23 protein-coding genes and 1 riboswitch are annotated in these 25,732 nt (G+C 67.3%); of the genes, 19 read left to right on the top strand and 4 right to left on the bottom strand.

From position 1 onward, the window contains the following. Positions 1 to 3: 3 nt before the first annotated feature. Positions 4 to 462 (bottom strand): hypothetical protein, encoded by a 459-nt coding sequence (locus LC062_RS19510; protein WP_224912680.1) that lies wholly within the window; start codon positions 460 to 462, stop codon positions 4 to 6. An 8-nt stretch (positions 463 to 470) separates the two neighbouring features. Further along, positions 471 to 2,561 carry a TonB-dependent hemoglobin/transferrin/lactoferrin family receptor gene (locus tag LC062_RS19505; protein WP_224912679.1) on the bottom strand — a complete coding sequence of 697 codons (2,091 nt, stop codon included), beginning with the start codon at positions 2,559 to 2,561 and terminating at the stop codon, positions 471 to 473. A 352-nt stretch (positions 2,562 to 2,913) separates the two neighbouring features. Between LC062_RS19505 and LC062_RS19500 the strand changes: the two genes are divergently transcribed. From LC062_RS19500 to LC062_RS19430, 15 genes are all read left to right on the top strand, one after another. Continuing rightward, positions 2,914 to 3,975, top strand: coding sequence for a hemin-degrading factor (locus LC062_RS19500; protein ID WP_224912678.1), 1,062 nt, complete (start codon positions 2,914 to 2,916; stop codon positions 3,973 to 3,975). Positions 3,976 to 4,001: 26 nt separating this feature from the next. Continuing rightward, entirely contained in the window at positions 4,002 to 4,868 is an 867-nt protein-coding gene (locus LC062_RS19495) for a heme/hemin ABC transporter substrate-binding protein (protein ID WP_224912677.1), read from the top strand. Between the two features lie 19 nt (positions 4,869 to 4,887). Further along, complete coding sequence (locus LC062_RS19490) at positions 4,888 to 5,991, top strand: FecCD family ABC transporter permease (protein ID WP_224912676.1); 1,104 nt, start codon at positions 4,888 to 4,890, stop codon at positions 5,989 to 5,991. Positions 5,992 to 6,008: 17 nt separating this feature from the next. Continuing rightward, a complete protein-coding gene (locus LC062_RS19485) occupies positions 6,009 to 6,842 on the top strand; it encodes a heme ABC transporter ATP-binding protein (RefSeq protein WP_224912675.1) in 834 nt (277 codons plus the stop codon). Between the two features lie 60 nt (positions 6,843 to 6,902). Further along, a riboswitch (cobalamin riboswitch) is annotated at positions 6,903 to 7,118 on the top strand. A gap of 210 nt (positions 7,119 to 7,328) precedes the next feature. Then, entirely contained in the window at positions 7,329 to 9,263 is a 1,935-nt protein-coding gene (locus tag LC062_RS19480) for a TonB-dependent receptor plug domain-containing protein (RefSeq protein ID WP_224912674.1), read from the top strand. Next, the gene (locus tag LC062_RS19475) at positions 9,263 to 10,147 is read left to right on the top strand and encodes an ABC transporter substrate-binding protein (RefSeq protein WP_224912673.1); all 885 of its coding nucleotides are present in this window, start codon (positions 9,263 to 9,265) and stop codon (positions 10,145 to 10,147) included. Before LC062_RS19480 ends, LC062_RS19475 begins: the two co-directional genes overlap by 1 nt. Next, entirely contained in the window at positions 10,144 to 11,142 is a 999-nt protein-coding gene (locus LC062_RS19470) for a FecCD family ABC transporter permease (RefSeq protein WP_224912672.1), read from the top strand. Before LC062_RS19475 ends, LC062_RS19470 begins: the two co-directional genes overlap by 4 nt. Then, positions 11,139 to 11,993 (top strand): ABC transporter ATP-binding protein, encoded by an 855-nt coding sequence (locus LC062_RS19465; RefSeq protein ID WP_224912671.1) that lies wholly within the window; start codon positions 11,139 to 11,141, stop codon positions 11,991 to 11,993. The genes LC062_RS19470 and LC062_RS19465 overlap by 4 nt, the downstream gene beginning before the upstream one ends. After that, positions 11,965 to 13,029: a DUF6925 family protein gene (locus LC062_RS19460; RefSeq protein ID WP_224912670.1), complete on the top strand. Its 1,065-nt coding sequence runs from the start codon at positions 11,965 to 11,967 to the stop codon at positions 13,027 to 13,029. Before LC062_RS19465 ends, LC062_RS19460 begins: the two co-directional genes overlap by 29 nt. Beyond that, positions 13,026 to 13,667 (top strand): MotA/TolQ/ExbB proton channel family protein, encoded by a 642-nt coding sequence (locus tag LC062_RS19455; protein ID WP_224912669.1) that lies wholly within the window; start codon positions 13,026 to 13,028, stop codon positions 13,665 to 13,667. Before LC062_RS19460 ends, LC062_RS19455 begins: the two co-directional genes overlap by 4 nt. Then, positions 13,664 to 14,038, top strand: a complete 375-nt coding sequence (locus LC062_RS19450) for an ExbD/TolR family protein (protein ID WP_224912668.1) — start codon at positions 13,664 to 13,666, stop codon at positions 14,036 to 14,038. Before LC062_RS19455 ends, LC062_RS19450 begins: the two co-directional genes overlap by 4 nt. A gap of 52 nt (positions 14,039 to 14,090) precedes the next feature. Further along, entirely contained in the window at positions 14,091 to 14,516 is a 426-nt protein-coding gene (locus LC062_RS19445; protein WP_224912667.1) for a biopolymer transporter ExbD, read from the top strand. Further along, the gene (locus tag LC062_RS19440; RefSeq protein ID WP_224912666.1) at positions 14,513 to 15,505 is read left to right on the top strand and encodes an energy transducer TonB family protein; all 993 of its coding nucleotides are present in this window, start codon (positions 14,513 to 14,515) and stop codon (positions 15,503 to 15,505) included. Before LC062_RS19445 ends, LC062_RS19440 begins: the two co-directional genes overlap by 4 nt. 99 nt (positions 15,506 to 15,604) lie before the next feature. Next, positions 15,605 to 16,231, top strand: a complete 627-nt coding sequence (locus LC062_RS19435) for an MliC family protein (protein ID WP_224912665.1) — start codon at positions 15,605 to 15,607, stop codon at positions 16,229 to 16,231. A gap of 184 nt (positions 16,232 to 16,415) precedes the next feature. Next, positions 16,416 to 18,128 carry a SulP family inorganic anion transporter gene (locus LC062_RS19430; RefSeq protein WP_224912664.1) on the top strand — a complete coding sequence of 571 codons (1,713 nt, stop codon included), beginning with the start codon at positions 16,416 to 16,418 and terminating at the stop codon, positions 18,126 to 18,128. Positions 18,129 to 18,185: 57 nt separating this feature from the next. Here LC062_RS19430 and LC062_RS19425 read toward each other — a convergent pair whose 3' ends face one another. After that, complete coding sequence (locus LC062_RS19425; RefSeq protein WP_224912663.1) at positions 18,186 to 19,040, bottom strand: universal stress protein; 855 nt, start codon at positions 19,038 to 19,040, stop codon at positions 18,186 to 18,188. Positions 19,041 to 19,128: 88 nt separating this feature from the next. After that, positions 19,129 to 20,613, bottom strand: a complete 1,485-nt coding sequence (locus LC062_RS19420) for a SulP family inorganic anion transporter (RefSeq protein WP_224912662.1) — start codon at positions 20,611 to 20,613, stop codon at positions 19,129 to 19,131. A gap of 311 nt (positions 20,614 to 20,924) precedes the next feature. On the opposite strand from LC062_RS19420, the gene dnaK reads away from it, so the two are divergent. From dnaK to LC062_RS19400, 4 genes are all read left to right on the top strand, one after another. Continuing rightward, on the top strand, positions 20,925 to 22,841 hold the full coding sequence (gene dnaK, locus LC062_RS19415; protein WP_224912661.1) for a molecular chaperone DnaK: 1,917 nt from the start codon (positions 20,925 to 20,927) through the stop codon (positions 22,839 to 22,841). 76 nt (positions 22,842 to 22,917) lie between these two features. Beyond that, entirely contained in the window at positions 22,918 to 23,820 is a 903-nt protein-coding gene (locus LC062_RS19410) for an FkbM family methyltransferase (RefSeq protein ID WP_224912660.1), read from the top strand. A 72-nt stretch (positions 23,821 to 23,892) separates the two neighbouring features. Continuing rightward, positions 23,893 to 25,020: a molecular chaperone DnaJ gene (gene dnaJ, locus LC062_RS19405; RefSeq protein WP_224912659.1), complete on the top strand. Its 1,128-nt coding sequence runs from the start codon at positions 23,893 to 23,895 to the stop codon at positions 25,018 to 25,020. Positions 25,021 to 25,113: 93 nt separating this feature from the next. After that, positions 25,114 to 25,719 (top strand): class I SAM-dependent methyltransferase, encoded by a 606-nt coding sequence (locus LC062_RS19400; protein WP_224912658.1) that lies wholly within the window; start codon positions 25,114 to 25,116, stop codon positions 25,717 to 25,719. The last annotated feature ends 13 nt before the right edge of the window (positions 25,720 to 25,732 follow it).

Below are 25,732 nucleotides of genomic sequence, written 5' to 3'. Positions count from 1 at the left end.
CTCCTAGTTGAGAACGGAAATGTCGGTCCGGCTGGAAAGGTGCAGCGGCGCGGTGCACAGCGCGGCGGCAGTGCCGTCGCCGCCACCGGAGCAGCCGGCCGGACCATTGACCAGCAGCCGGCTAAGGTTCGGGCAGGACACCCCGGGAAGGTCGAATTGGCGGACGACGGTTTTCGCCGGTGCCAGCGCGCCGAAATCGAGGGTGGTGAGCTGCTCCACCAGCCCCGCCTTGTTGAACAGGACCACTTCGTAGCGGGCGGCGTCGATGACGCCGCCCGTGTCGTTGCGGATGACGAAGGTGAAGAGGCACCCGGCTGAACCGCGCGCGACCCGGTTGAGCTCAAGGGCCAGCCCCTTGTCCGCGTCGGCGGGCGGGGCTGCCTCCGTCGCCGAGGCGAACGCGGGGAGGAGCGCCGCCGCCGACAGGGCGGCGGCAGCCAGGATCGAGACGGCGAGTTTCATGCGCGGGCCTACCATCCGAAGGTTTTCGCCAGGGTCAGCTTGAAGGTGCGGCCCCGGCCATCGTCGCCGGACAGGTTCGCCCGGTACTGCTTGTCGAACAGGTTCTCCACGGCGGCCCGCACCTGCAGGCCGGCAAAGCGCCCCTCATCCGGCGTCCAGTTCATGAACAGGTCATGCACGGCATAGCCGCCGAACGGGCCGGTGGTGGCGCCGGTGGAAATCGAGGCGGCGAACAGGCCGCGCCAGCCGAACGACAGGTCATGCTCGGGCAGACGGCCGCCGAGGGTGACCGCCAGCGTGTCGGCCGGGATCGTCGTCAGGGTCTCGCCGGTCGCCTTGTCTTCGCCGCGCGTCAGGCTGTAGGCGAGGCTGGCGAAGGCGTAGTCCATCTCATAGGCGGCCTCGACCTCCACGCCGTAGATCTCCGCCTCGTCCACATTGACGTAATAGACCACCGGCACGCCCGCGCCTTTGTTCGGGTTGGTGGTGATCAGGTCGTGCAGGTCGTTGTAGAAGCCGGTGGTCTTGAGCTGCAGGCTGTCCCCGTCGGTGATCAGATCCTGGGTGGAGATGGCAAAGCCCAGCTCGACGGAGTTGGAAGTTTCCTTCTTCAGGTTGAGGCTGGGCAGGCGCCCGCCGGGATAGTCCGCGTTCGGGCCGGCACTGGAGAACATTTCGTCGAGGGTCGGCACCCGCTGGGTATGGGCAACGGAGCCGAACAGCGAGAAGGTCTCGTTGATCTGGTACATCACCGCCAGTTTCGGCGAAAAGGCGATGTCGTTGGTGGTCTTGGCGCCGGGCACCAATGCGTCCGGACGCAGGTTGACGAAGTCGAGCCGGGCGCCGGGAATGACGGTGAGCTTCTCGTTCCAGATGAACTCATTCTGGAAGAACACGCCGTATTTGGTGTCCGTTCCTTCCGGGTGGAAGCCGATCGGACCTGTGCTCGCCTCGGCGAAGCGCTGCTGGTGGCTGAGCTGGCCGCCGACGGTGAGGAAGTTCTCAAAGCCGTCGCCGCTGTGCTCGAAGGTGTTTTCCGCCTTCGCCGCCCAGGTGCGGTAGCCGTAGTCGGAATCGGCGAACAGCGGCGAGGGAACGAAGCTGAACGAGGAGTTTTCCTGCCGCACCTTGGTATCGGACAGGGACAGGTTCAGCTTGAAATCGAGCAGCGGGTTGCTGCTGGCCGGGTTCTCGTAGCTCAGCACCACCGTCTGGTCGGTGATCTTGCGGTCGATGGTGCCGAAGGCCTGGGTGCCGGTCTGCGAATACTCGGTGTCATCCGCATCGCTCTGCCAGCGCTGGTAGGACAGCCGCACCGCCTGTTCGTCGTTCTCGCCGAAACGGTGGGTCAGCTTGGCCAACCCGGAAAAAGAAGAGAAGTCGGAGCCGGGCACCGGCACACCATTGCCGTTCTCGTATTCGCTGGAGCGGCGGAAGTTGCCGTTCAATAGCACCTCCGTGCCGTTGGAAAAGGCATGGGCGGCGGAGATCGAGGCCAGCACCCCGTCCTTGTTGGAATCATACATGGACTTGAGCTGGACGGCGGTGGTCTGCCCCTCCTTGAGGAAATCGGCCGCGTCCTTGGTGGTGAAGTTGATCACGCCGCCGAGCGCGCCGGAACCATAGAGCGTGGAGGAGGCCGGGCCGCGCAGCACCTCCACCCGCTTGTAGAGCTCCGGATCGCTGAAGAACGAGCCGAGCCGGTATTGCTCGTAGAATTTCACCGCGCCGTCGACGGTGACGACGATCTTCGATTCGTCGGAAGCCTCAAGGCCGCCGATGCCGCGAATGTTGAAGGACTGGCCGGTGGTCCGCTCGCTGCCGATGACGGTAATGCCCGGCACCTGGCGCAGGATGTCGCCGATCACCATCGGCTGTTCTTCGTCGATCGCCTCCTGGTCGAGGACCGTGACCGCCTGGGGCGTGTCGATCGCCACCTTTTCCACGCCGGCGCCGATCACCAGCCGTTGCAACAGGGTCGAGGCGCCGGGCGCGTTGACCGTTGCCGCGTCCTGCGCCCGCGCCTGCGGCGCTAGCGCGATAAAAAGCGCGCCGAGCGCGACACCGTTCTTCCAAACCGCAAGTTTGCCAGCGGCCATATGCATTTCCGGTCTCCAGACATTCCTCGTCTGCTCGCTGGCATCGGCTTGCTCGCTTTTCGGTGGGTGAAATATGAGTTAACAACTCAGGTATTGATGTGGATACGAAACATGAGTATTTGAGTCAAGATATTGATCGGCGGTTTCGACCGTCATGACCCGGGTGCGATGCAAAGCCAGCACACTCCGGGCCGCCCTGTCGCGGCGGGCCAATGCCTGCCCTTCTCCGACCGGTGGCCGAGTGGAGCGCAAGCACAGCCGAGCCCCCGCCGCGCGCGCCTCATTGAGGCGTGCCTGTGCTTCCTGCGGCGGCACCCCATTTCGCGGGGCGGCCCAATCACGGACAATGGCTATGACAGACACCTCTTTCGACATCGATCAGATCCGGCGGATGCGCGATGGCAATCCGAAGATGCGCGAGCGCGACCTGGCCAAAATGATGGGCATCAGCGAGGCGGAGCTGGTGGCCGCGTTCTGCGGCGAGACCGTGCGCCGCATCGACGTGCGCTTCGACACGCTGTTTCCCGCGCTGGAGGCGGTGGGCGAGGTGCTGGCGCTGACCCGCAACGAAAGCGCCGTGCATGAAAAGGTTGGCGTCTACGACCGGTTCATCGATGGCAAGATGGCGGCGATGATGCTTGGCGCCGACATCGACATGCGCATGTTTCCCTCCCATTGGGTCCATGGCTTTGCCGTCGAGCGGCCGCAGCAGGATGGGTCGGTGCGCCGCAGCCTGCAGGTCTTCGACCGGCATGGCGATGCGGTCCACAAGATCCATGCCCGCGAGGCGACGGATATCGCCGCCTGGGACGCGCTGGTGACAAGCCATCTTGCCGAGGACCAGACGCCCGGCCTTGGCGTTCGCCCGGAACCGGCGGTGCTGCCTGTCCGGCCGCCGCTGGATACCTCCGTGCGCACATCCTTGCGCGCCAGCTGGGCGGCGATGACCGATCCGCACCAGTTCCATGGCCTCTTGCGCAAGTTCAAGTTGCACCGGCTGGACGCGCTGGAACTGGCCGGCGAGCCTCATGCCTGGCAGTTGCAGCCCGATGCGGTCTCCGCCACCCTGCGCCTTGCCGCCAACGAGAAGCTGCCGATCATGTGCTTCGTCGGCAGCCGTGGCTGTATCCAGATCCATTCCGGTCCGGTGGAGACCGTGGCGCTGCGCGGGCCGTGGATCAACGTGATGGATCCGGGCTTTCATCTGCATCTGCGCACCGATCAGATTCACGAGGCCTGGGCGGTGCGCAAGCCGACGGCCGAGGGGCATGTCACCTCCATCGAGGCCTATGACGCGGACGGCACGCTGGTGATCCAGTTCTTCGGCCTGCGCAAGGAAGGTGCGGACGAACGCGGCGACTGGCGCGCGCTGGTGGAGAACCTGCCCCGCCTGTCGCTGGTTCCCGCGCAGTGAGGTCCGCCATGCCAATCCTCTTGCTCATGCTTACACGGACCGCCGCGCCCCTCGTTCTGGCTCTGATCCTTGCCGCCGGTGCGGCCCGAGCCGAGACGGCGGCCCTCCAGGATGCCCGGCGGATCGTCTCCATTGGCGGTGCGGTGACCGAGATCGTCCATGCGCTGGGCGAGGAAGGCCGGCTGGTTGCCCGCGACACCACCAGCGGATATCCGCCGGCGGCGGAAGCCCTGCCCGATGTCGGCTACATGCGCGCCCTGTCGCCGGAAGGGGTGCTGTCGGTGAAGCCCGATGCCATCCTGGCAATCGAGGGCAGCGGCCCGCCGGAGGCGCTTGCCGTGCTGAAGGGCGCAGGGGTCGATTTCGTCACCGTGCCGGAACGCTTCGACGCGGCCGGCATCGCGGAGAAGGTGCGCCGGGTGAGCACCGCGCTGGGCGTGCCGGAAAAGGGCGCTGAGCTGATACGGCGGATCGAGGCAGAGCTTCAGGCGGCGACCGCCGAGGCCAAAGCTCGTGGGCGCGAGGCGCGGGTGTTGTTCATCCTCTCGCTCAGCGGCGGGCGCATTCTCGCTGCCGGCGACGAGACGGCCGCCGCTGGGGTGATTCGCCTGGCCGGCGCCCGCAACGCCATCGAGGGGCTTTCCGGCTACAAGCAGATCAGCGATGAGGCGGCGATGGCCGCAGCGCCGGATGTGATCCTGATGATCAGCCGGGGCGGCGACCATCAGACCGGGGAGGCGGAGGTGCTGGCCCATCCGGGAATCGCCCGCACGCCTGCCGGGGAAAATCGGCGGTTGATCCGCATGGATGGGCTCTACCTGCTCGGCTTCGGTCCGCGCACCGCCGCAGCGGTCGGGGATCTTTCCGCCGCGCTCACCGACTACGGTCTTTGACAAGAGGGAACGGCCGATCATGAGCGAAACCGTTCTGGAACGTCCCGCTGGCGGCTGGCGCGCCGCCGCCCGCGCCGGCGATCGCGGCCCGATGGCCCGGGCGGTGATCGCCGCCCTGGCCGTGGCTCTGGCCGGCACCGCGTTGTTCTCGCTGGCGACCGGGGCGCTGGACATCCCGGTGTTGTCGGCGCTTGGTTCCTGGGTGGAGGGGCGGGACGCACTCACCGCCACCGACTTGCGCGACCGGATTGTGCTCACCGAGGTGCGCCTGCCCCGGGTGCTGCTCGGGGCGTTGGTCGGGGCCGCGCTTGCCGTCTCCGGCGCGGTCATGCAGGGGATCTTCCGCAACCCGCTGGCCGATCCCGGCATCGTTGGCGTCTCCGCCGGCGCGGGGCTCGCCGCCGCTGGGCTGATCGTGCTCGGCGGCGGGGCGCTGGCGCCGGTGGTCGCCCTTGCCGGCATCTATGCCCTGCCGGTCGCCGCGTTTTTCGGCGGTCTTGTGACCACCTTCGCCCTTTACCGCATCGGCACGCGCGGTGGCATGACCTCGATCCCGACCATGCTGCTGGCCGGCATCGCCCTCGGCGCGCTGGCCGGAGCGCTGACCGGACTGCTGGTCTATGTCGCCGATGACCGGCAATTGCGCGACCTGACCTTCTGGGGCCTCGGGTCGCTCGCCGGCGCCAATTGGGACAAGATCCTGGCCGCCGGCCCGGTGATCGCGCTGGTGCTGGCGGCGGTGCCGTTTCTCGCCGGCGGGCTCAACGCGCTGGTGCTGGGCGAGGCGGCGGCGAGCCACATCGGCGTCCGGGTGCAGCGGCTGAAGACCGTGGCCATCGTCGCCGTTGCCGCCGCCACCGGCGCGGCGGTTGCCGTCAGCGGCGGCATCGGCTTCGTCGGCATCGTCGTGCCGCATCTCCTGCGTCTGACCATCGGTCCGGATCATCGCTATCTCCTGCCGGCCTGCGCCTTGCTCGGCGCCAGCCTGCTGATCCTCGCCGATACGGTGAGCCGGACCATCGTCGCTCCGGCCGAATTGCCCATCGGCATCGTCACGGCGCTTGCCGGAGCGCCGTTCTTCCTGTGGATCCTGCTGCGGCGGAAAGGCCTGACCTCCCTATGAAGCCAGAGACCCTTGCGATGCCCGAGACTGTTGAAACGACGGAGGACCGGAGCCGGCTGGAGGTGCGCGACCTCGCCGTCACCCTGTCCGGCACGCGGATTGTCTCCGGTGTCGGCTTTTCGGTTCCCGCCGGCACCCTCACGGCGATCGTCGGGCCGAACGGGTCCGGCAAGAGCACGGTGATGCGGGCGGTGACCGGGGAGGTGGCCCATGCCGGCCTTGTGCGGATCAACGGCGCGCCGTTGTCGGCGCTGACGCCGGCGGAACTGGCCGCCTTGCGCGGTGTGCTGCCGCAGCACACCAGCCTGTCCTTCCCCCTGAGCGTGATGGAGGTGGTGCGGCTCGGTCTGCTGTCTCCTGCCGGATCTGGGCCGGGCCGGGACGCCCGGGTGCATGCCGCCCTGAGGCGGGTCGACCTTGCCGGCTTCGAGGGTCGGGCCTACCAAAGCCTGTCCGGCGGCGAGCAGCAGCGGGTCCAGCTCGCCCGGGTGCTGTGCCAGGTCTGGGAACCCAGCTGCGAGGGAACCGCCCGCTGGCTCTTCCTCGATGAGCCGGTGTCGAGCCTCGATATCCGCCACCAGATCCTGATCATGCGCATTGCCGCAGATTTCGCCGCGCGCGGCGGCGGTGTCGTCGCGGTGATGCATGATCTGAATCTGACGGCGATGTTCGCCGACCGGTTGCTGGTGATGAAATCGGGCCGCCTCTTGGCGGACGGTCCGCCGGATGCGGTGTTGCGGGACGAGTTGATCTCCGAGGCCTTCGACCATCCCTTGCGGGTGGGGGCGCTGCCGGCGCGCGGAATGCCCTTCGTCCTGCCACAGGCAACCCGGGAGGCGCCGCCCGTTTGACGTGTATATCTTTCAAGGTCTTCGTTTGGCCGCATTGACGCCCCCTTGCGGGTTAGGACATAGTTAACCCTTGAGAGTGGTTCCGTAAAAACGGATGAATAGGGAACACGGTGAGGCGTACCCATCAGGGGCCAAAACCGTGGCTGCCCCCGCAACTGTGAGCGGATAGCCGGCATCTGAAAAGGCCACTGACACCTGCCTTGGCATGGTGTTGGGAAGGTGGATGCCCGGCTCTGACCCGCAAGCCAGGAGACCTGCCGCTCTCGGTCACCCGACCTTCGATACGGGGTGTGTCGAGGTGCGGCTTTCCGTTGAGGTGACACCCGAAAATCAGGACCCGCCTGGCGGGGCCTCGGTTTCGCTCGCACGGTGACCCCACAAGGTGTTCGCGCGCGGCAAACCGTGCGCTCTGCCATCCGGGACCTGGAACACGTGATGTCCGGAGACGCCAAAAGGTGCTCCGGCAAACACCTGGGGTGTGTCAGGATGACTGCAACTGCCTGCCGGATCGGCATGTTTGGACTGGGACTATTCTGTGCCGCGACGGCGCCGGCGCTGGCGCAGGATCTGGAACTGGAAGAGGTGGTGGTCTCCGCCGGGCGCACGCCGCTTGGCGCGGAAAAGGTCGGCCGGGCCTATACGGTGATCACCGGCGAGGATCTGGAGCGGAGCCAGACCCGCTACCTCGCCGACGCCTTGCGCAAGGTGCCGGGCGTTTCCGTCTCGCGCACCGGCTCGGTCGGCGGCCTGACCCAGGTCCGTCTGCGCGGCTCGGAAGCCAATCACGTGCTGGTGCTGATCGACGGGGTCGAGGTCTCCTCCTCCTCCAGCGGCGAGTTCGACTTTGGCGGCCTGCAGGTCGCCGATGTGGAGCGGATCGAGGTGCTGCGCGGGCCGCAAAGCGCGCTTTATGGCTCCAATGCCGCCTCCGGTGTGATCCATATCATCACCAAGGGCGGTGTTCGTGACGGTTACGAGGTCAGCGGCCGCACCGAGGTCGGCACCGACCGCACCTGGCTTGGTGCCGTCGATCTGCGCGGTGGCGGCGAGAATTTCGATCTGGCCCTGTCCGGCGCCTTCCGGCGTACCGACGGATTCAACCTGTCCGACTACGGCTCGGAAAAGGATGGCGACCGGAACCTGAACCTCTACGGCAAGGGCGCCTGGGACCTGTCGGAAACCTTCCGGCTCGATGCCAACCTGCGCTATGTCGACCGCAAGTCCGACACGGACGATCAGGACTACAGATTCCCGCCGACCCCGACCGAGGGGCAGGTGATCGATACGCCCGGCTACAATGCCACCCGTGAGTTTTCTGGTGGGGTCGGCGCCTCCTGGTCGCTGTTCGAGGACCGGTTCGTTCAGAAGACCCGGTTCGAGCTGACCGATGTGGAGCGGCGCGGCTATGGCAGCGGCAGCGAAAACGGCAACCACGACCGCCGCTATCATGCCAGCTATCAGGGCACCTTCGCCTTCGAGACGCCGGAGTTTCTCTCCGCCGCGCACAGTCTGACCGGCGCCGTGGAATGGGAACAGGAGACCTTCCGCAATACCCATCCCGGCACCCCCTCGCAGGTGCCGACCCGCAGCCGCGATCTTTTCGGCTATGTGGCGGAATACCGGGGCGAGTTCTACGACAATCTGTTCATCAGCGGGGCGCTGCGCTTCGACCAGAACGACGACTTCAAGAATGCCCTGACCTACAGTGCCAGCGCCGCCTATCTGGTGCCGGAGACGGGAACCCGGTTCCACGCCTCGATCGGCACCGGCGTCACCAACCCGACCTTCTTCGAGCAGTTCGGCTTCATTCCCTCCTCCTTCATCGGCAATCCGAACCTGCGGCCGGAGAAGAACTTCGGCTGGGACATCGGCATCGAACAGAAGTTCTGGGAGGACCGGCTGGTCGCCGATGTCACCTATTTCAACGAGCGGCTGGAGGATGAAATCCAGACCCGCTACCTGCCCGGCTGGGTCAGCACTCCCGTCAACCTCGACGGCACCAGCCGGCGCCAGGGCGTGGAAGTGGCGCTCGGCGTCGACCTCACGGAAAACCTGCATGCCAAGGTGAGCTACACCTATCTCGATGCGACCGAGCCGTCCGGGCTGGAGGAGGTGCGCCGGCCGCGTCATTCCGGCTCGCTCGGTCTCGTCTATGGCTTCGACGAGGGGCGGGGCAACCTGTTCCTCGATGCGGTCTACAACGGCCGGATGCAGGATCTGGAGTTCATCCCCTCGACGCCCTGGACCCGGGTTACCCTCGATCAGTACTGGCTGGTCAATGTCGGTGCCGATTACCAACTGAGCGATCACGTGCAGCTGTTCGGCCGGGTGGAAAATCTGTTCGATCAGGACTACCAGGAGGTCTATGGCTATAATACGCAAGGGCTGACCGCCTTCGTCGGCCTCAAGGGCACCTTCTGATGAGCAGCCCGGCCGCCTCCCTGCTTGCCGCCGTCCTGCTTGCGCTCTCCGGCGCCGGTGTTTGGGCTGGCGAGTCGGCCGGGGTGGCCGGGGGCTCCGGAGAAGTCGGCCCGCCGCCAGAGCGGGTGGTGTCGATGAATCTGTGTACCGACCAGCTCGCCCTGCTGGTGGCCGCGCCCGGGCAGCTCCGGGCGCTGTCCCATCTGGCCTCCGATGAAACCGTCTCGGTCCTCAGCGCCCGCGCCCGCGCCCTGCCGCGCAATCACGGTCTGGCGGAGGAAATCCTGCGTCTTGACCCGGATCTGGTGATCGCCGGCACCTACACCACCCGGGCGACGGTCAATCTCCTGAAGCGGCTCGGCGTGCGGGTCGCGGAGTTCGCCCCGGCCCGCAGCTTTGCCGATATTCGCGAAAATCTGACGCGGATGGGCGCGCTGTTGCAGCGCGAGGAGCGGGCACGGGCGCTCGCCGCCACCTTCGACCGGGAACTGGCGCGGCTGCGGACAGGTACGCGGGACACGCGCCGCCCGGTGCTCGGCTCCTATGCCGCAAACAGCTACACCACCGGCGGCGGCACGCTGGAAGCTGAGATCGTCACGGCCGCCGGCTTTCGTCATCTGGGCACCGAGCTCGGCTTGTCCGGGGCAACGCGCCTGCCGCTGGAAAGCCTGATTGTCGCCAATCCGGACTATGTGATGTCCTGGCGCCGCTGGACCGCCACCCCGGCGCGCTCCGGCGAGATCCTGACCCATCCGGCCTTGCAAAAATGGTTCGGACCGGAACGCCGGCTCTGGTCGGATGACCGCTACTGGATCTGCGGCGCCCCCTTCACCGTGGAAGCGGTCGCGGCGCTGGTCGCCGCAGTGCCTGGAGGCGGATCATGACCGGCGGGCGGCGGGGCCTCCGCTTTCCCCTGCTTGTCGCCGGTCTGGCCGCTCTGGTCGCCGGGCTGTTCTTTCTGTCGCTGGCGGTTGGTCAGGTCTGGATCGATCCGGTTTCCACTCTCACCGGCGGCAGCGCCGCCGACCGGTTGATCATGGCCGAAATCCGCCTCCCCCGCGCCTTGCTCGGGTTGATGGTCGGGGCAATCCTCGGTCTGTCCGGCGCGGTGTTGCAGGGGCTGTTGCGCAATCCGTTGGCAGAACCCGGGCTTCTTGGCGTCTCCGCCTCGGCTTCGCTGGGCGCGGTGCTGGCGATCCATGGCGGTCTGGTCGCGGTCCATGCCTATGCCTTGCCGCTCAGCGCCCTTGTCGGTGCGTTGCTCTCCGTTGTGCTGCTACAGGCGCTGGTTGGCCGCTCGGCTGAGATCCTGACCTTGATCCTTGCCGGCGTCGCCTTGACCTCGCTGGCCGGCGCCCTGACCTCGCTGGTGCTGAACCTCTCGCCCAACCCGTTCGCGGCGATGGAAATCGTCTTCTGGATGCTCGGCTCGTTGACCGATCGCAGCATGGTTCATGTGGGGCTTGCCGGGCCGTTCATTCTCGTGGGCGCCGGGCTGCTCTTTATGACCGGCCGGGCGCTGGAGGCGCTTAGTCTCGGGCAGGAGGTGGCCCGCAGCCTCGGCATCCGCATGGGCCGGACCCGGGCGCTGGCGGTGCTGGGCACCGCGCTCGGGGTTGGCGCGGCCACCGCCGTCAGCGGCGCCATCGGCTTTGTCGGCCTGATCGTTCCCCATCTGCTCCGTCCGCTGGTCGGTCATCGGCCCGGCCGGCTCCTGCCGGTCAGCGCGCTCGGCGGGGCCGCGTTCCTGCTCGCCGCCGATCTTCTCGTGCGGGTGATCCTGCCGGGACGGGATCTGAAGCTGGGCGTCGTCACCGCGATCATCGGCGCGCCGTTCTTTCTGTGGCTGTTGCTCGGACTGAAAAGGAGGGCGGCATGAGCGGGCTGGTGTGTGATCGGATCACGGTGCGGCGCGGCGACCGGCTGACCGTCGATAGCGTTTCCTTTGCCGCCCCCCGGCCGCAGCTCATTGGCCTGATCGGCCCCAATGGCGCAGGGAAATCGACCCTGATGCGGGCCATCGCCGGCCTGCTGCCGGCCAGCGGCACAGCGGTCTGGAACGGCGAGGATCTGGCGGCAATGAGCCCGGCGCGCCGGGCGCGGGCGCTCGCCTTCATGCCGCAGGAGCGCATGGTGCACTGGCCGCTCGCCTGCCGCGACGTGGTGATGCTGGCGCGTCTTCCGCATCAGGGCCGCTTTGCCGGGCCTTCGGCGGTGGATCGGCGCAAGGTTGCCGAGGCGCTTGCGGCCATGTCGGTGGACGGTTTCGCGGAACGTGCCTTCGATACCTTGTCCGGCGGCGAGCAGGCGCGGGTGCTGATCGCCCGCATGCTGGCGCAGGACCCGGAGGTGCTGATCGCCGACGAGCCGGCGAGCGGGCTCGATCCGGCGCATCAGATCGCCCTGATGCAGATGTTTCGCGACATTGTCGCCGGTGGGCGCAGCGTGCTCGTGTCCTTGCATGATCTCACCCTTGCCAGCCGCTGGTGCGACCGGTTGCTGCTGATGGACCGGGCGCGGCTCGTCGCCGATGGCGCGCCGGAAGAGGTGATGACGGCCGACCGCATGGCACGGGTCTACGGCATTGCCGTGCGTCCGCTTACCATCGGCGGCGGCTTCGCCGTGGTGCCGGAGGGGCTTGCCCCATCTGCCTCCGCACAAACCTCCGAAGTCACGCCAATCGAGGAAGAAGGAGAGGGAAATGAATGCTGCCTGCCGCGCATTGCATGATCACCTGAGCGCTGCCTTGCGCGATATCGACGCCGGCTGGAGCATCGGCTCCTTCGGCGCGATCGGCGAGTTTCACCAGCGGCCGGACGACATCCGCCTTGTCGATGCCCCCGAAAAGCTCACCCGGGTGAGCGAGAAGGGCGGCATCCGCCTTGACGGTGCGGCGCTGGCCGGCGCGCACGCCTTGGCTTACGAGACCCTGAGCCCGCGCGCCCATCGCTGGGGGCTTGGGCTGGCGCTGTGCCTGCCCGCGCCGCAGGCGGCCATGTCCGGGCGCAGTGTCCTGACGGAACTGGGGCCTGATGAGGACGCCTTGCGTGCCGAGGACCGGGGCGCGCTGCTGTTCGACATGGGGCTGGGGCAGTTGCAGGTGGATTTCTGCATCCGCACCCGGGATCCGGAGCTGGTCGCCACCTTGCGCGCAGGTGCAGGCACCTCCGTGATGGCGCCGGGCAATGCGGCGATGGCGGCGATCCTTGAGGCGCACCCGCACCGGGTGGTGATCTCCCGGCTCGGCCGGGTCGAGGTCTATCAGAAGATCGGCGGACCGGCGACCGGCGGGGTATCGCCGGACGGGCCGCACACCCATGTCCTACCCAAGCTGCTGAAGAGTGGGAGGAGCCATTCGGCCAATATCCCCGTGCCGGAGGGATTCGTGCCTTGCGCCTATCTGCACCCGGCAAGTCCGGTGGCGGGGCCGGCGGGCGAGGACATTGCCTATGACGCCTCCCGGCAGGCGGCGTTCGAGGAGCTGCTGGCCGCCTATGGGCCGGACGGGTATCTGGCGGTGCGCGGCGCGGTGCTGGCTGCCTGTGTCGCCAGCGAGGATCCCGCCTCCTTCACCGAACCGACGACCCGGACCGGGCGCATCGGCCTGCGCAACACCTTGCGCCAGATCGCCCGTGCTGCGGAAAGCACCGGCGATGCGGCCCGCCTTGTCTGGGCGCGGGACTGGCAGGCGGTGTTCGACCGCAGCGGACAGCATGCAGAGGAGATGGACGCCGACAATCCGGGCCATGAGGGAGAGGCCTCGTGAGCAGCGCCCTGATGGATCAGCTCGGCGCGGCGGCGGCGTTGTTGCTCGACCGGGGCGGCTGGACCATGGCGGCGCTCTTCGCCCTGTCCGTTGCCGCGCTGATGGCGGCCATCGTCTCGGTCCTGCGCCTTGCCGCGCTTCGCCCCTTTCAGGACCCGGCCTCCGGTCACGGCGCGGCGGCAAGCCTTGCCGCCCATCTGCGTCGCCGGCTGCTGCGCGGCGACGACCGCGCGCTGGTTGCGGAGGAGGCGGCCCTTCTGGCGCGCGGCTATCTGCGCCAGGCGCGCACCGGCTTTCGCCTGCTGGAGCTGATCGTCACCACCGCGCCGCTGCTGGGGCTGCTCGGCACGGTGCTCGGCATGATCGACGCCTTTCAGGCGATGCAGTCCTCCGGAGAGGCGGTAAAACCGGCGGATCTTGCCGGCGGCATCTGGGAAGCGCTGATCACCACGGCGGCGGGCATGGTGATCGCCCTTCTGGCGCTGGCGCTGCATGCCCTGCTCGACGCTCTGGTCGACCGGTTCCGCTTCCGGTTGGAGGTCGCGGCGACCGAGGCGCTGGAGACCGAACCGGAACCGCCGCATGCGGTCACTGAGCCGGCGAAGGCGGAAGCCGCCCGGCAGGCGGCGGCGCAGTGAGGCTGGAGGAGGACAGGGCGCGCCGTCCCGGCGTCGGTCTGACGTCGCTGATCGACGTGATCTTCCTGCTGATCGTCTTCTTCATGCTGGTCTCCAGCTTCGACCGGCTGCAGCTGTTGCCGCTGGCCGGCGGCGGGTCGGCGGCAACGCCGCCCCAGACCGAACCCTTGATCCTGCGTCTCGCCGAAGATGGCGGTTTCGCCGGCGGGGCCGAAGATGAGGCGCGCATTGCGGCGGCGATTGCGGCCGAGCGGCCGATTGTCCTGCGGATCGGCACTGGTGTTGCCGTGCAGCAGGGGCTCGATGCACTGGACCGTCTGCGCGAGGCCGGCGCGGCGAGCGCCGCGCTGCAGCCGGAGGCAAAGCCTTGAGGGTCGTGCCATGAGGCCCAGGACATGAGGGTCATGCCATGAGGGCCGTGCCATGAGGATCGCGCCGGAGGCGCGGCGGCGCCCGGTGGAACCGATGCTGCCGCTGATCAATGTGGTCTTTCTGCTGTTGATCTTCCTGTTGCTGATGGGCCGTGTGGAGGAGCGGGCGAAGATCACCGTGACGCCGGCCGAGGCTACGCAAACCGAGCCGGCCCGGGCGGTGTTGCGACTGCATGTGGATGCGGCCGGAGAGGTGGCCTTTGGCGCGGCTCTGGGCGAGGAGGCGGTGTTGGCGGCGCTGGCAACCGCTCTTGTCGATGGGATTTCGGCCGATGGCGACCTGTCGAAGGGGGGGCCAGCGCGTCCCGTGGCGATCCGGGCGGATGCCGGGGCGGATCTTGCCAAGGTGTTGCGGCTGGCCCGCGCGGTGCGCGGTGCCGGCGCCAGCGCCGTCATGCTGGAGGTCCGGACAAGATGAGGGAGGCGCTGACCTGGGGGGTGGGGCTGGTGCTCGCCCTGCTGCTGCATCTGGGCATCGGGCTGGCGGTGTTCTGGCCGACGGCGGATGATGGCACCGGCCAGACGGACAGCGGCGGCACGCTCGCCGGTGAGATGACGGTGCTGGTTCTGGAAGACGCTGGCGAGGGTGCCGCCGGTGCTGATGCGGACCGTACCGCCGGGACGGAGACCGGCGAGGAGAAGCCGGAAACGCCCCAAGCCGAGCCGGAGCGCCAGCCGGAACCGGAGCGAGCGGCCGAGCCCGATTCGGTCGTGCCTTCGGAGCCTCGTCCTGAGGCGGCAGCGCCGGCGAAACCTGCGCCCCAGCCGGAACCGGAGCCGCTCCCGGATCTCGCGCCCGTGCCGGAGCCGGAGGCGCAGCCAGAGCCGCAACAGGTGCCGGAAGCTCCTTCAGAACCTGCAACGGACGCTCTGCCTGATCCTGCCGCAACGCGAGTTGCGCAGATGGCGCAAACCTCAACACCTCCTCAGACAACTCCGCTGCCGCGCCCGGCGCCCGAACGCCCCGTTCACAAACCTGTTCGCGAAACAGAGAAGGCGCCGCCGCGCAAGACTGCCTCCCGTGCCAGTACCTCCCGGCGCGGCGATGCGCAGGTCTCCACCCGCAAGGGCGACGTGGGCGCCGGCAAGCGCGCGGCGGCCGGGGGCAAGAAAGGCGAGAGGGCGTCCTATGCGCTGAAGCTGCGGCGCCGGGTGGAGCGCTACAAACGCTACCCGCCCGGTGCGACGCCGGGCACCTTGCACGGTGTCGGCAAACTGAAGATCACCATCGACCGCACGGGCCGGGTGAAACGGGCGAGCCTGGTGCGCAAGACCGGTGTTGCCGCCCTTGATCGCGAATTGCGCAAGCTTGCCCGCCGCGCCTCGCCTTTTCCCGCCATCCCCGAGAGCATTGCCGGCCCGACCCTGACCTTCACCGTGCCGGTGCGGTTCGGGAAGAGGAAGTAGCGCCCCGAGTGGGCGTATTTGCGTCACAACCGCCCGCTAGAACGAGACTGGGAGCCCGTGCCGACCGCCGGCAGGGCCGAACATCTGATGGAGAGCCCGATGCGTCGCCCCTTTATCCTTGCCGTGGTCTTTTCCTTGCCCATGCTGATCGCCGGGGCGGCGCTGCCGGCTCAGGCGGAGGAGGGGCCGTCCTTCGATTGCGCCAAGGCCGGCAGCTCCGCGGAAAAGCTGGTGTGTGAGGATGCGGCCCTGGCAAGCCTCGACCGCCGGTTGACGGCGCGCTATGCGGCGGCGGTGACGGCGGTGAAAGCCTATGACACGGGGGCGGACGAGGCGCTCAAACTCCTGAAGGCGACCCAGCGCGGCTGGGTCAAGGGGCGCGACGAGTGCTGGAAGGCGGACGATCTGCGGTCCTGCGTGGAGGATGCCTACAGCCGCCGCGAAGGGGAGCTGGTCGCAGGCTACATGCTGGAGAAACCGACCGCGGTCACCTCCTGGACCTGTGGCGGCAATCCGGCGAACGAGATCGTCACCAGCTTCTTCGATACCGAGCGGCCGAGCGTGCGCATGGAGCGTGGCGACCGCACCGTCGCCGGCGTGTTGACCAGGAGCGCGTCGGGCGCGCGCTACGAAGCTCCGTTCGGCGTGGTCTTCTGGACCAAGGGCTCGGACGCGCTGCTGACCTGGCAGCCGGATGAGGATCTTGCCTGCGTGGCCGCGCAATAACGTCCCATCTGCGCTCTTTCCGCCGCTCGCCCCTCGACGGCGGGGGGGCGCATGTGCATGCTTTGAGGCATCACTTGCGTCTGAGTCTGTCCCTGGTGCGCCGTCGGCCCGCCGGGGCACGACCTGTTTCGGGATCTTAGCGGACCATGAGCCTTACGCTTTGCGGCGCCCGGCGCCAGCAGTCATGAGCACGACGAATTCCCTGGCGCCGCAGCGCGCCGAACCAAGCTTCGCCGAGCTTTTCACCCCCAAGCTGATCACCGTCCTGCGGGAAGGCTACACATTGGCGAACCTGCGCGCCGATGCGATTGCCGGATTGACGGTGGCCATTGTCGCCCTTCCCCTGTCCATGGCGATTGCCATCGCCTCCGGGGCGCCGCCCGCCGCCGGTCTTTATACGGCGATCATCGGCGGCTTTCTGGTTTCTGCTCTTGGCGGCAGCCGGTTCCAGATCGGCGGACCGGCCGGGGCGTTTATCGTGCTGGTCGCCACCACCGTGCAGCTCCATGGGATGGACGGACTGATCCTGGCAACCATCCTCTCCGGGCTGATCCTCATCGTGGTCGGGTTCCTGCGGCTCGGCACCTACATCAAGTTCATTCCCTATCCGGTGACCGTCGGGTTTACCGCCGGCATCGCGGTGATCATCGCCGCCAGCCAGATCAAGGAGCTGTTTGGCCTGACACTGGCCGGTCCCGAGCCCGGGCCTCTTCTGGAAAAGCTACCGGTGCTGTGGCAGGCCTTGCCCAGCCTCGATCCGGCCAGCGTCGCCCTGGCGCTGGCGACCATCGGGGTTATTCTCGGTCTGAAACGGCTGTCCCCCAACGCGCCGGGCATGCTGGTTGCCGTGGTTGGCGCCGGAGCCGCCGTTGCCCTGTTCGACCTGCCGGTGGCCACCATCGGCAGCCGGTTCGGAGGCATTCCCGACAGTCTGCCGCTGCCCTCGCTGCCGGTTCCGGACATGGCCAAGGTCATAGCCGTGCTGCCGAGCGCGGTGGCCTTCGCCCTCCTGGGGTCGATTGAATCGCTGCTCTCGGCGGTGGTCGCCGATGGCATGACCGGCCGCCGGCACCGTTCCAATTGCGAGCTGGTCGGCCAGGGGGTGGCCAATATCGCCTCCGGCCTGTTCGGCGGCTTCTGTGTCACCGGCACCATCGCTCGCACGGCGACCAATGTGCGCGCCGGTGCCCATGGCCCGGTCGCCGGCATGCTGCATTCGCTGTTCCTCCTGCTGTTCGTGCTGGTCGCCGCGCCGCTGGCTCGTTTCATTCCGCTCGCCTGTCTCGCCGGCGTGCTGCTGGTGGTGGCCTGGAACATGTTCGAGCGGCAGGCCTTCGCCACCTTGCTGCGGGTTTCGCGCGGCGATGCGGCGGTGCTGCTGGCCACCTTCCTGCTGACCGTGTTCCGCGACCTGACCGAGGCGATCATCGTCGGCTTCGCGCTGGGCTCGGTGCTGTTCATCCACCGCATGTCGAAGACCACGGCGATCGATACGCACACGCCGTTTGTCGCCGAAGACCGGGCGGACGACGCCAATGGCGAACGCCAGCCCTATGACGAGGCGGATGCGGCGGATCCGAATGTGGTGGTTTATCGGATTTCCGGGGTGTTCTTCTTCGGTGCGGCGGCGTCGATCGGGGCCGTGCTCGACCGGATTTCCGACACCCATCGGGCGCTGGTGATCGACTTCGCGGCGGTGCCCTTTGTCGATTCCACCGCCGCGCACACCATCGAGGGGTTGGTGCGCAAGGCGACGCGGCGCGGGGTTCGGGTGGTCCTGACCGGCACCTCGCACGATCTGCGCAAGGATCTGTTCGCCCACGGCATCAAGCCGCCGCTGGTGCGCTACGAGGAGACGATTGCCCGCGCCCTGACAATGGTGAATCAGCCGGCGTGACCGGCTGAAGAGAAGATGTCCGGCGGCGCGATCCGCCGCCGGCAGCGGTTCCGCGCGTCAGCGGAACATCAAGACCGGCGTCTTGCACGAGCGGACCATCTCGGACGTGGTCGAGCCGATGATCAGCGTGCGGATCTTGGAGTGCCCATAGGCGCCCATGATCAGCAGATCGATGTTCTCTTCTTCCACGGTCCGGGTGATCACCGCTTCGGGCTGGCCCGGGATCAGCGTCGCGGTCACCGACAGGCCGCCGCCTTCCAGCGTCGCCCGCGCCGCATCGAGCTTGGCGCGCGCCTCCGCGCTCTCGCCGCCGACCATCAGCAGGTGGCAGTCGAGCCCGGCGAACAGCGGGCTGCGGGCCACATACTCCACCGCCTTCTGTGCGCTCGGGCCACCGTCGAAGGCGATCAGGAAACGCTCGATCGGCTGGAAGGCGCGGGAGGTGACGAACACCGGCTTGTGGCTGGAGCGGACGATCCGCTCCAGGTTTGAACCCAGATGCAGCTTGGCGAAATCCGCCGCCTCGCCGCGCTTGCCGATGACGATCAGCGCCGCGTCGGCCTCGCTCTCAGTCACGGTCTCGACGATGTCGCCGGCGCGCAGCCGGGTGGTGACCGTCTCGGCGCCCGCCGCCTCGACCACCGCCTTGGCATCCTCCAGAATCGCCCGACCCTTTTTCTGCGCCAGCTTGGCCATCTGTTCGTCGAGGCTGGACAGTTCCTGCAGGAGCGCGGTGCGTGCGCCAAGGGCGATGTTGCCCGACAGGTTGGCCTCGCCCCCGGCGGCCTGCCGGGGGCTGAGCACATGCAGGATTTCCACCGCCGCGCCGGTGCGTCCGGCGATCCAGGCGGCATGGTCGCACACGCTGTGCGAATAGACCGATCCGTCGACCAGGGCGATGAGTTTGGTCATTGTCTGTCCTCTTGGGCGGCCTGTCGCCCGGTTGTCGTCAGTCTTGTGAATGGCCCGCTTCGGGAGAAGCGGGCGCGGAGGGGCGGTCTCAGTGGCCCATCAGTCGTTCGAGCGCGCCGGGCTTGTCGTGGATGGCCAGCTTGTCGACGATGGTCTCGCTCGCCTCGTTGATGCCGACGATCTCCACCTCGGCGCCCTCGCGGCGGAATTTCAGCACGATCATGTCGAGCGCGGCAACGCTGGAAATATCCCAGATATGCGCGCGGCTGACGTCGATGGTGACCTTCTCCAGCACCTCGCGGAAGTCGAAGGCGGCGGTGAACGCATCGGCCGAGGCGAAGAACACCTGGCCTTCCACCACATAGGTGCGGGCGCGCCCATCCTCCGACAGGGTCGAGGTGACGCGGAAGATTTGGGCGATCTTCCAGGCGAAGAAGATGCTCGACAGGAGCACGCCGACCAGGACGCCGATGGCCAGGTTGTGGGTGACGACGACGCAGATCACCGTCGCCAGCATGACGATGGAGGAGGAGCGCGGGTGATCCTTCAGATCGCGGATCGAGGACCAGCTGAACGTGCCGATCGACACCATGATCATGATCGCCACCAGCGCGGGCATCGGGATCTGCCGCACCCAGTCGCCGAGCACGACGATCAGGAACAGGAGGATCACGCCGGCGGCAAAGGTGGAGAGCCGGCCGCGACCGCCCGATTTCACGTTGATCATCGACTGGCCGATCATGGCGCAGCCGGCCATGCCGCCGATGAAGCCGGTGGCGGTGTTGGCGATGCCCTGGCCGATGCACTCCTGGTTCTTGTCGCTGGGGGTGTCGGTGAGATCGTCGACGATGCTCGCGGTCATCAGCGATTCCAGGAGGCCGACGGCGGCGACGCCCGCCGAATAGGGCAGGATGATCAGCAGCGTCTCAAGGGTGAGCGGAATGTCGGGGATCAGGAAGATCGGCAGGGTGGAGGGCAATTCGCCCATGTCGCCGACCGTGCGCACGTCGAGGCCGAAGCCGATCGCCACCGCGGTGAGGATCAGGATGCAGATCAGCGGCGAGGGCACCGCCTTGGTCAGGTACGGGAACAGATAGATGATCGCGAGGCCGGCGGCGACCATCACGTAGGTCAGCCACGGCACGCCGATCAGCTCCGGCAACTGCGCCATGAAGATCAGGATGGCGAGCGCGTTGACGAAGCCGGTCATCACCGAGCGGGAGACGAAGCGCATCACATTACCGAGCCGCAGGAGCCCGGCGCCGATCTGCAACAGACCGGCCAGCACCGTGGCGGCGAGCAGGTACTGCAGCCCGTGGTCCTTGACCAGCGTCACCATCAGGACGGCGGTGGCGGCCGTCGCCGCCGAGATCATGCCCGGACGCCCGCCGGTGATCGCGGTGATCACGGCGATGGAGAAGGAAGCGTAGAGGCCGACCTTCGGGTCGACGCCGGCGATGATCGAAAAGGCGATGGCTTCGGGAATGAGCGCCAGCGCCACGACCAGGCCGGACAGGAGGTCGCGGCGGATGTTGCCGGTCCACTGGTCGCGATAGGCAAAGGCTGAGGTCATGGGGTTCGGGGCTTTCCTGTTCGCATGCGGCGGGCCTGCCGGCCGACGTCCGCATGCGAGGGTCTCAAGGGTCTGGAGAATGTGTCGCCCGTTCGATAGGGGAGTTTGTTTTGCGATGCAACAACAGGGGCGCCTGAAGCAGGCGGCGCGGCAGCCTTGCGGTGTGTCGGCGCGCCACTTATATAGCGGTCACGTTCTGCTGCGGAGCTGCATTGGATGCGGGCGTTCGCGGGGACAAGTCATGCGTATCGAAAAGGGGCCGGCCCGATGCCACAACGGGTCTGACCGGTCTGCTGGAAAGAGAGGACAATATGGCAAAGGTCATTGGTATCGACCTCGGCACGACCAACTCGTGCATCGCCGTGATGGACGGCAAGGAACCCAAGGTCGTTGAGAACTCCGAAGGCGCGCGCACCACGCCGTCGATGGTGGCGTTCTCCGACGATGGCGAGCGGCTGGTCGGCCAGCCGGCGAAGCGCCAGGCGGTGACCAACCCGACCGGCACGCTGTTCGCGGTCAAGCGCCTGATCGGTCGGCGCTACGACGACCCGACCGTTGCCAAGGACAAGGGTCTCGTTCCCTACGAGATCGTCAAGGCGGACAATGGCGATGCCTGGGTCGAGGCCGGCGGCCAGAAGTATTCGCCCTCGCAGGCTTCCGCCTTCATCCTGCAGAAGATGAAGGAAACCGCCGAGAGCTATCTTGGCGAGAGCGTCACCCAGGCGGTGATCACCGTCCCGGCCTATTTCAACGACGCCCAGCGTCAGGCCACCAAGGACGCGGGCAAGATCGCCGGCCTTGAGGTGCTGCGCATCATCAACGAGCCGACCGCGGCCGCGCTCGCCTATGGTCTCGACAAGAACGACGGCAAGACCATCGCGGTCTATGACCTTGGCGGCGGCACCTTCGACGTGTCGGTGCTGGAGATCGGCGACGGCGTGTTCGAGGTGAAGTCGACCAATGGCGACACCTTCCTCGGCGGTGAAGACTTCGACATGCGTCTGGTCGACTACTTCGCGTCCGAGTTCAAGAAGGACCAGGGCATCGACCTGAAGACCGACAAGCTCGCCCTGCAGCGCCTCAAGGAAGCTGCCGAGAAGGCCAAGATCGAGCTGTCGTCGGCCTCGCAGACCGAGATCAACCTGCCGTTCATCACGGCGGATGCCTCCGGTCCGAAGCACCTGACCATGAAGCTGACGCGGGCGAAGTTCGAATCGATCGTCGACGATCTGGTCCAGCGCACCATCGAGCCGTGCAAGGCCGCGCTCAAGGATGCCGGCATCGCCGCCGGTCAGATCGATGAGGTGGTTCTCGTCGGCGGCATGACGCGCATGCCGAAGATCCAGGAAGTGGTCAGCGCCTTCTTCGGCAAGGAGCCGCACAAGGGCGTCAACCCGGATGAGGTCGTGGCCATGGGCGCGGCGATCCAGGCCGGCGTGCTTCAGGGCGATGTCAAGGACGTCTTGCTGCTCGACGTCACGCCGCTGTCGCTCGGCATCGAGACGCTGGGTGGTGTCTTCACCCGTCTGATCGACCGCAACACGACGATCCCGACCAAGAAGGGCCAGACCTTCTCGACCGCGGAAGACAACCAGACCGCCGTGACCATCCGGGTGTTCCAGGGTGAGCGCGAGATGGCCGCGGACAACAAGCTGCTTGGCCAGTTCGATCTGGTCGGCATCCCGCCGGCACCGCGCGGCGTGCCGCAGGTCGAGGTCGCCTTCGACATCGACGCCAACGGCATCGTCAACGTGTCGGCCAAGGACAAGGGCACCGGCAAGGAGCAGCAGATCCGCATCCAGGCTTCGGGCGGTCTCAGCGATGCTGACATCGACCAGATGGTCAAGGACGCCGAGGCCCACGCGGAAGAGGACAAGAAGCGCAAGGAGCTGGTCGAGGCGCGCAACCAGGGCGAGGCTCTGGTCCACTCCACCGAGAAGTCGCTGAAGGACTATGGCGACAAGGTTTCGGCGGAGGACAAGGGCGCGATCGAGACCGCGATTGCCGATCTGAAGTCCGCACTCGAGGGCGAGGATCTGGAAGGCATCAAGGCCAAGACCCAGGCGCTCGCCGAGGTGTCGATGAAGCTTGGCGAAGCCATGTATCAGGCTGCCCAGGCCGAGGAAGGTGCCGAAGCCGGTGCCGCCGACGAGCCGAAGGCGGATGACGATGTGGTCGACGCCGACTTCGAGGAAGTCCGCGACGACGACGACAAGAAGTCGGCCTGATCGGGTCCCCTGACCTGGCGCGGCGCCCTCCGGTGCCGCGCCAGTTCGCGTTTCGACGAAAGGTTTGGGCCGGATCATGACCGCGCGTTCGCTCGATCCCCCTTTCGGGACCTGCGCCCTTCCCGGGCCGCTTGAGGCCCTGCGCCGCCGCGCCGCCGCCATGCCGGTGAACCGCATCGGCCGGATCGGCGTTTCCCTCATTCGCAAGCTCTGTGTCGGCAGCCGCCCCGGCCCCTTCGATGTCGAGGTGTATCCGACCGTCTTCGCCCGATTGCATCCGCAGTCCAACCGCTGCGAGAAGCGGGCGCTGGCCGGCGTGCAGTTCTTCGACCGCGAGGAGCGGCTGGCGCTCAGCGAGGCGCTGGCCGGATCGCCGTCCGATCCCTTCGTCTTCGTCGATCTTGGCGCCAATGTCGGGCTGTACAGCCTGTGGCTGGTGTCCGCCGCCCGCGCCCTGGGGCGCAAGGTGGAGGTGCTGGCGGTGGAGCCGGACCCGGTCACCCGCGCCCGGCTGGAGGCCAATCTGGCCGCGTCCTCGGCCGATATGGTCGCGGTCTCCCCTTGCGCGGTCAGCGAGACCGCCGGTTTCGGGGCGATGGTCGAACATGACGGCAATCGCGGCGAGAACCGGGTGCGCGCCAGTGACGACGGCGATGGTGCAGGCGTCGAGATCCTGCCGATCGGCGAGATCTGCCGGCGCAATGGCATTTCCCGCATCGACGCAATGAAGATCGACCTTGAGGGCCATGACGAGGCGGCGCTGCGCGGCATGTTCGCCGCGGCGCCGGAGACGCTCTGGCCGGACCTGATCGTGGTGGAAGTGGGCAAGGGGGCGGAGTTGCCGCCGGCCGTGCGCCTATGCCTCGATCATGGGTATTCGCTCGACCGGCGCACGCGGCTGAACGCGCTGCTCCGGCGGGCTCCCTCGACAGCCGCTTCGCGTGACGGGAGCCCTGGCGCTCCCGCCGGAGCCGCATGACGACAAATGGTCGGAGCCGATCCTCGTTTCCCGTGAGACGAGGATCAGGTTCCGTGAGCAGGTGAAAGCTGGATGGAAAAACGCGATTACTACGACGTGCTCGGAGTGGCGCGCGATGCCGACGAAAAGGCGCTGAAGAGCGCCTATCGCAAGCTGGCCATGAAATACCACCCGGACCGCAATCCGGGCGATGCGGACGCCGAGGCCCGGTTCAAGGATGTCAGCGAAGCCTATGACACCCTGAAGGACGGGCAGAAACGGGCGGCCTATGACCGCTTCGGTCATGCCGCCTTCGAAAATGGTGGCTTTGGCGCCCAGGGCGGCCATCCGGGCGATTTCGCCTCCGCCATGTCGGATATCTTCGACGAGTTCTTCGGCATGGGCGGTGGTGGCCGCCGGTCGGCCGGCCGCGATCGCGGCGCGGACCTGCGCTACAATCTGGAAATCTCGCTGGAAGAGGCCTTCACCGGCAAGTCGGTGGAGATCGAGGTGCCGACCTCGGTCACCTGCGAAAGCTGTTCAGGCTCCGGCGCCAAGCCTGGCAGCGCGCCCGTCACCTGCCGCACTTGCGGCGGCTCGGGTCGGGTGCGCGCCTCCCAGGGCTTCTTCACGCTGGAGCGCGCCTGCGCCGCCTGTCAGGGGCGGGGCCAGGTGATTTCCGACCCTTGCGAGGACTGTGGCGGCAATGGCCGCAAGACCGTCAACCGCACCCTGTCGGTCAGCATTCCGGCCGGCATCGAGGATGGCACCCGCATCCGCCTCGGCGGTGAGGGGGAAGCGGGCGTGCGCGGCGGTCCGTCCGGAGACCTTTATATCTTCCTGTCGATCCGCCCCCATGCGTTCTTCCAGCGCGATGGCGCGGATCTTTACAGCCGGGTGCCGATTTCGATGACCACCGCCGCGCTTGGCGGGCAGATCGAGGTGCCAACCCTGAGCGGCGACACGGCCCGGGTGAAGATCCCGGAAGGCACCCAGACCGGCAAGCAGTTCCGCCTGCGCGGCAAGGGCATGCCGGTGATGCGCTCGCAGCAGTTCGGCGACATCTACATTCAGGTGACGGTCGAAACCCCGGCCAATCTCACCAAGCGGCAGCGTGAGCTGCTGACCGAGTTCGAACAGGAATCCTCCGGCGCGACCCATCCTGAATCGCACGGGTTTTTCTCCAAGGTGAAGGATTTTCTGGACAATTTGAGCGGATAACCGGAAACGAATGCGAGCGGACGAGGGCGGGCGCCTTGAATTCGCCATCGCCCGCTCGCATTTTCTGGGTAACGCTCCAACCTAGGATAAACGATGCTCGAGGTCTCCACCCGCAAGGTCCGTGGGTTCACCGCCAAGATGGCCGATGAAATCCGCTTCATCCGTAGCTGGGCGGAAAACCCGCTGACCACCGGGGCGGTGAGCCCCTCCGGGCCGGACCTCACCCGGCGGATGGCCGCCTACATCGAGGCCGAGCGTCCCGGACAGGTGCTGGAAATCGGTCCGGGCACTGGTGTCGTGACCCATTCGATCCTGGAACGGGGCATCGGCCCGGAACGAGTGATCGCGCTGGAATACAATGACAATTTCTGCCGTCTTCTGCGCCGGCGCTATCCGGACATGCAGGTGGTGGAAGGGGACGCCTATCGGCTGCGCGAAACGCTGGCCGATGTTCCCGCCGGTTCGCTCGCCAGCATCGTCTCGTCGATGCCGCTGTTTTCGCGGCCGAAGGAGGAACGGCGCAGCCTGCTGTTCCAGGCGTTCGAGCTGCTGCAGCCGGGCGCGCCCTTCATCCAGTTTTCCTATGCCATGGTTGCGCCGATCGCGCTGGAGCCCGGCGTCTTTACCGTCGAGCGCAGCGGCTGGATCCTGAAGAACCTGCCGCCCGCCCGGGTCTGGGTCTATCGCAAGACCGTCTGAGGCCGATGCGCTC

Origin of the sequence: Stappia indica, from assembly GCF_020177335.1 — a bacterium.
In the GTDB taxonomy this organism is placed as follows: domain Bacteria; phylum Pseudomonadota; class Alphaproteobacteria; order Rhizobiales; family Stappiaceae; genus Stappia; species Stappia indica_B.
Note: the sequence above shows the minus strand (reverse complement) of the source record. Positions and strands in the feature narration are given on the sequence as shown.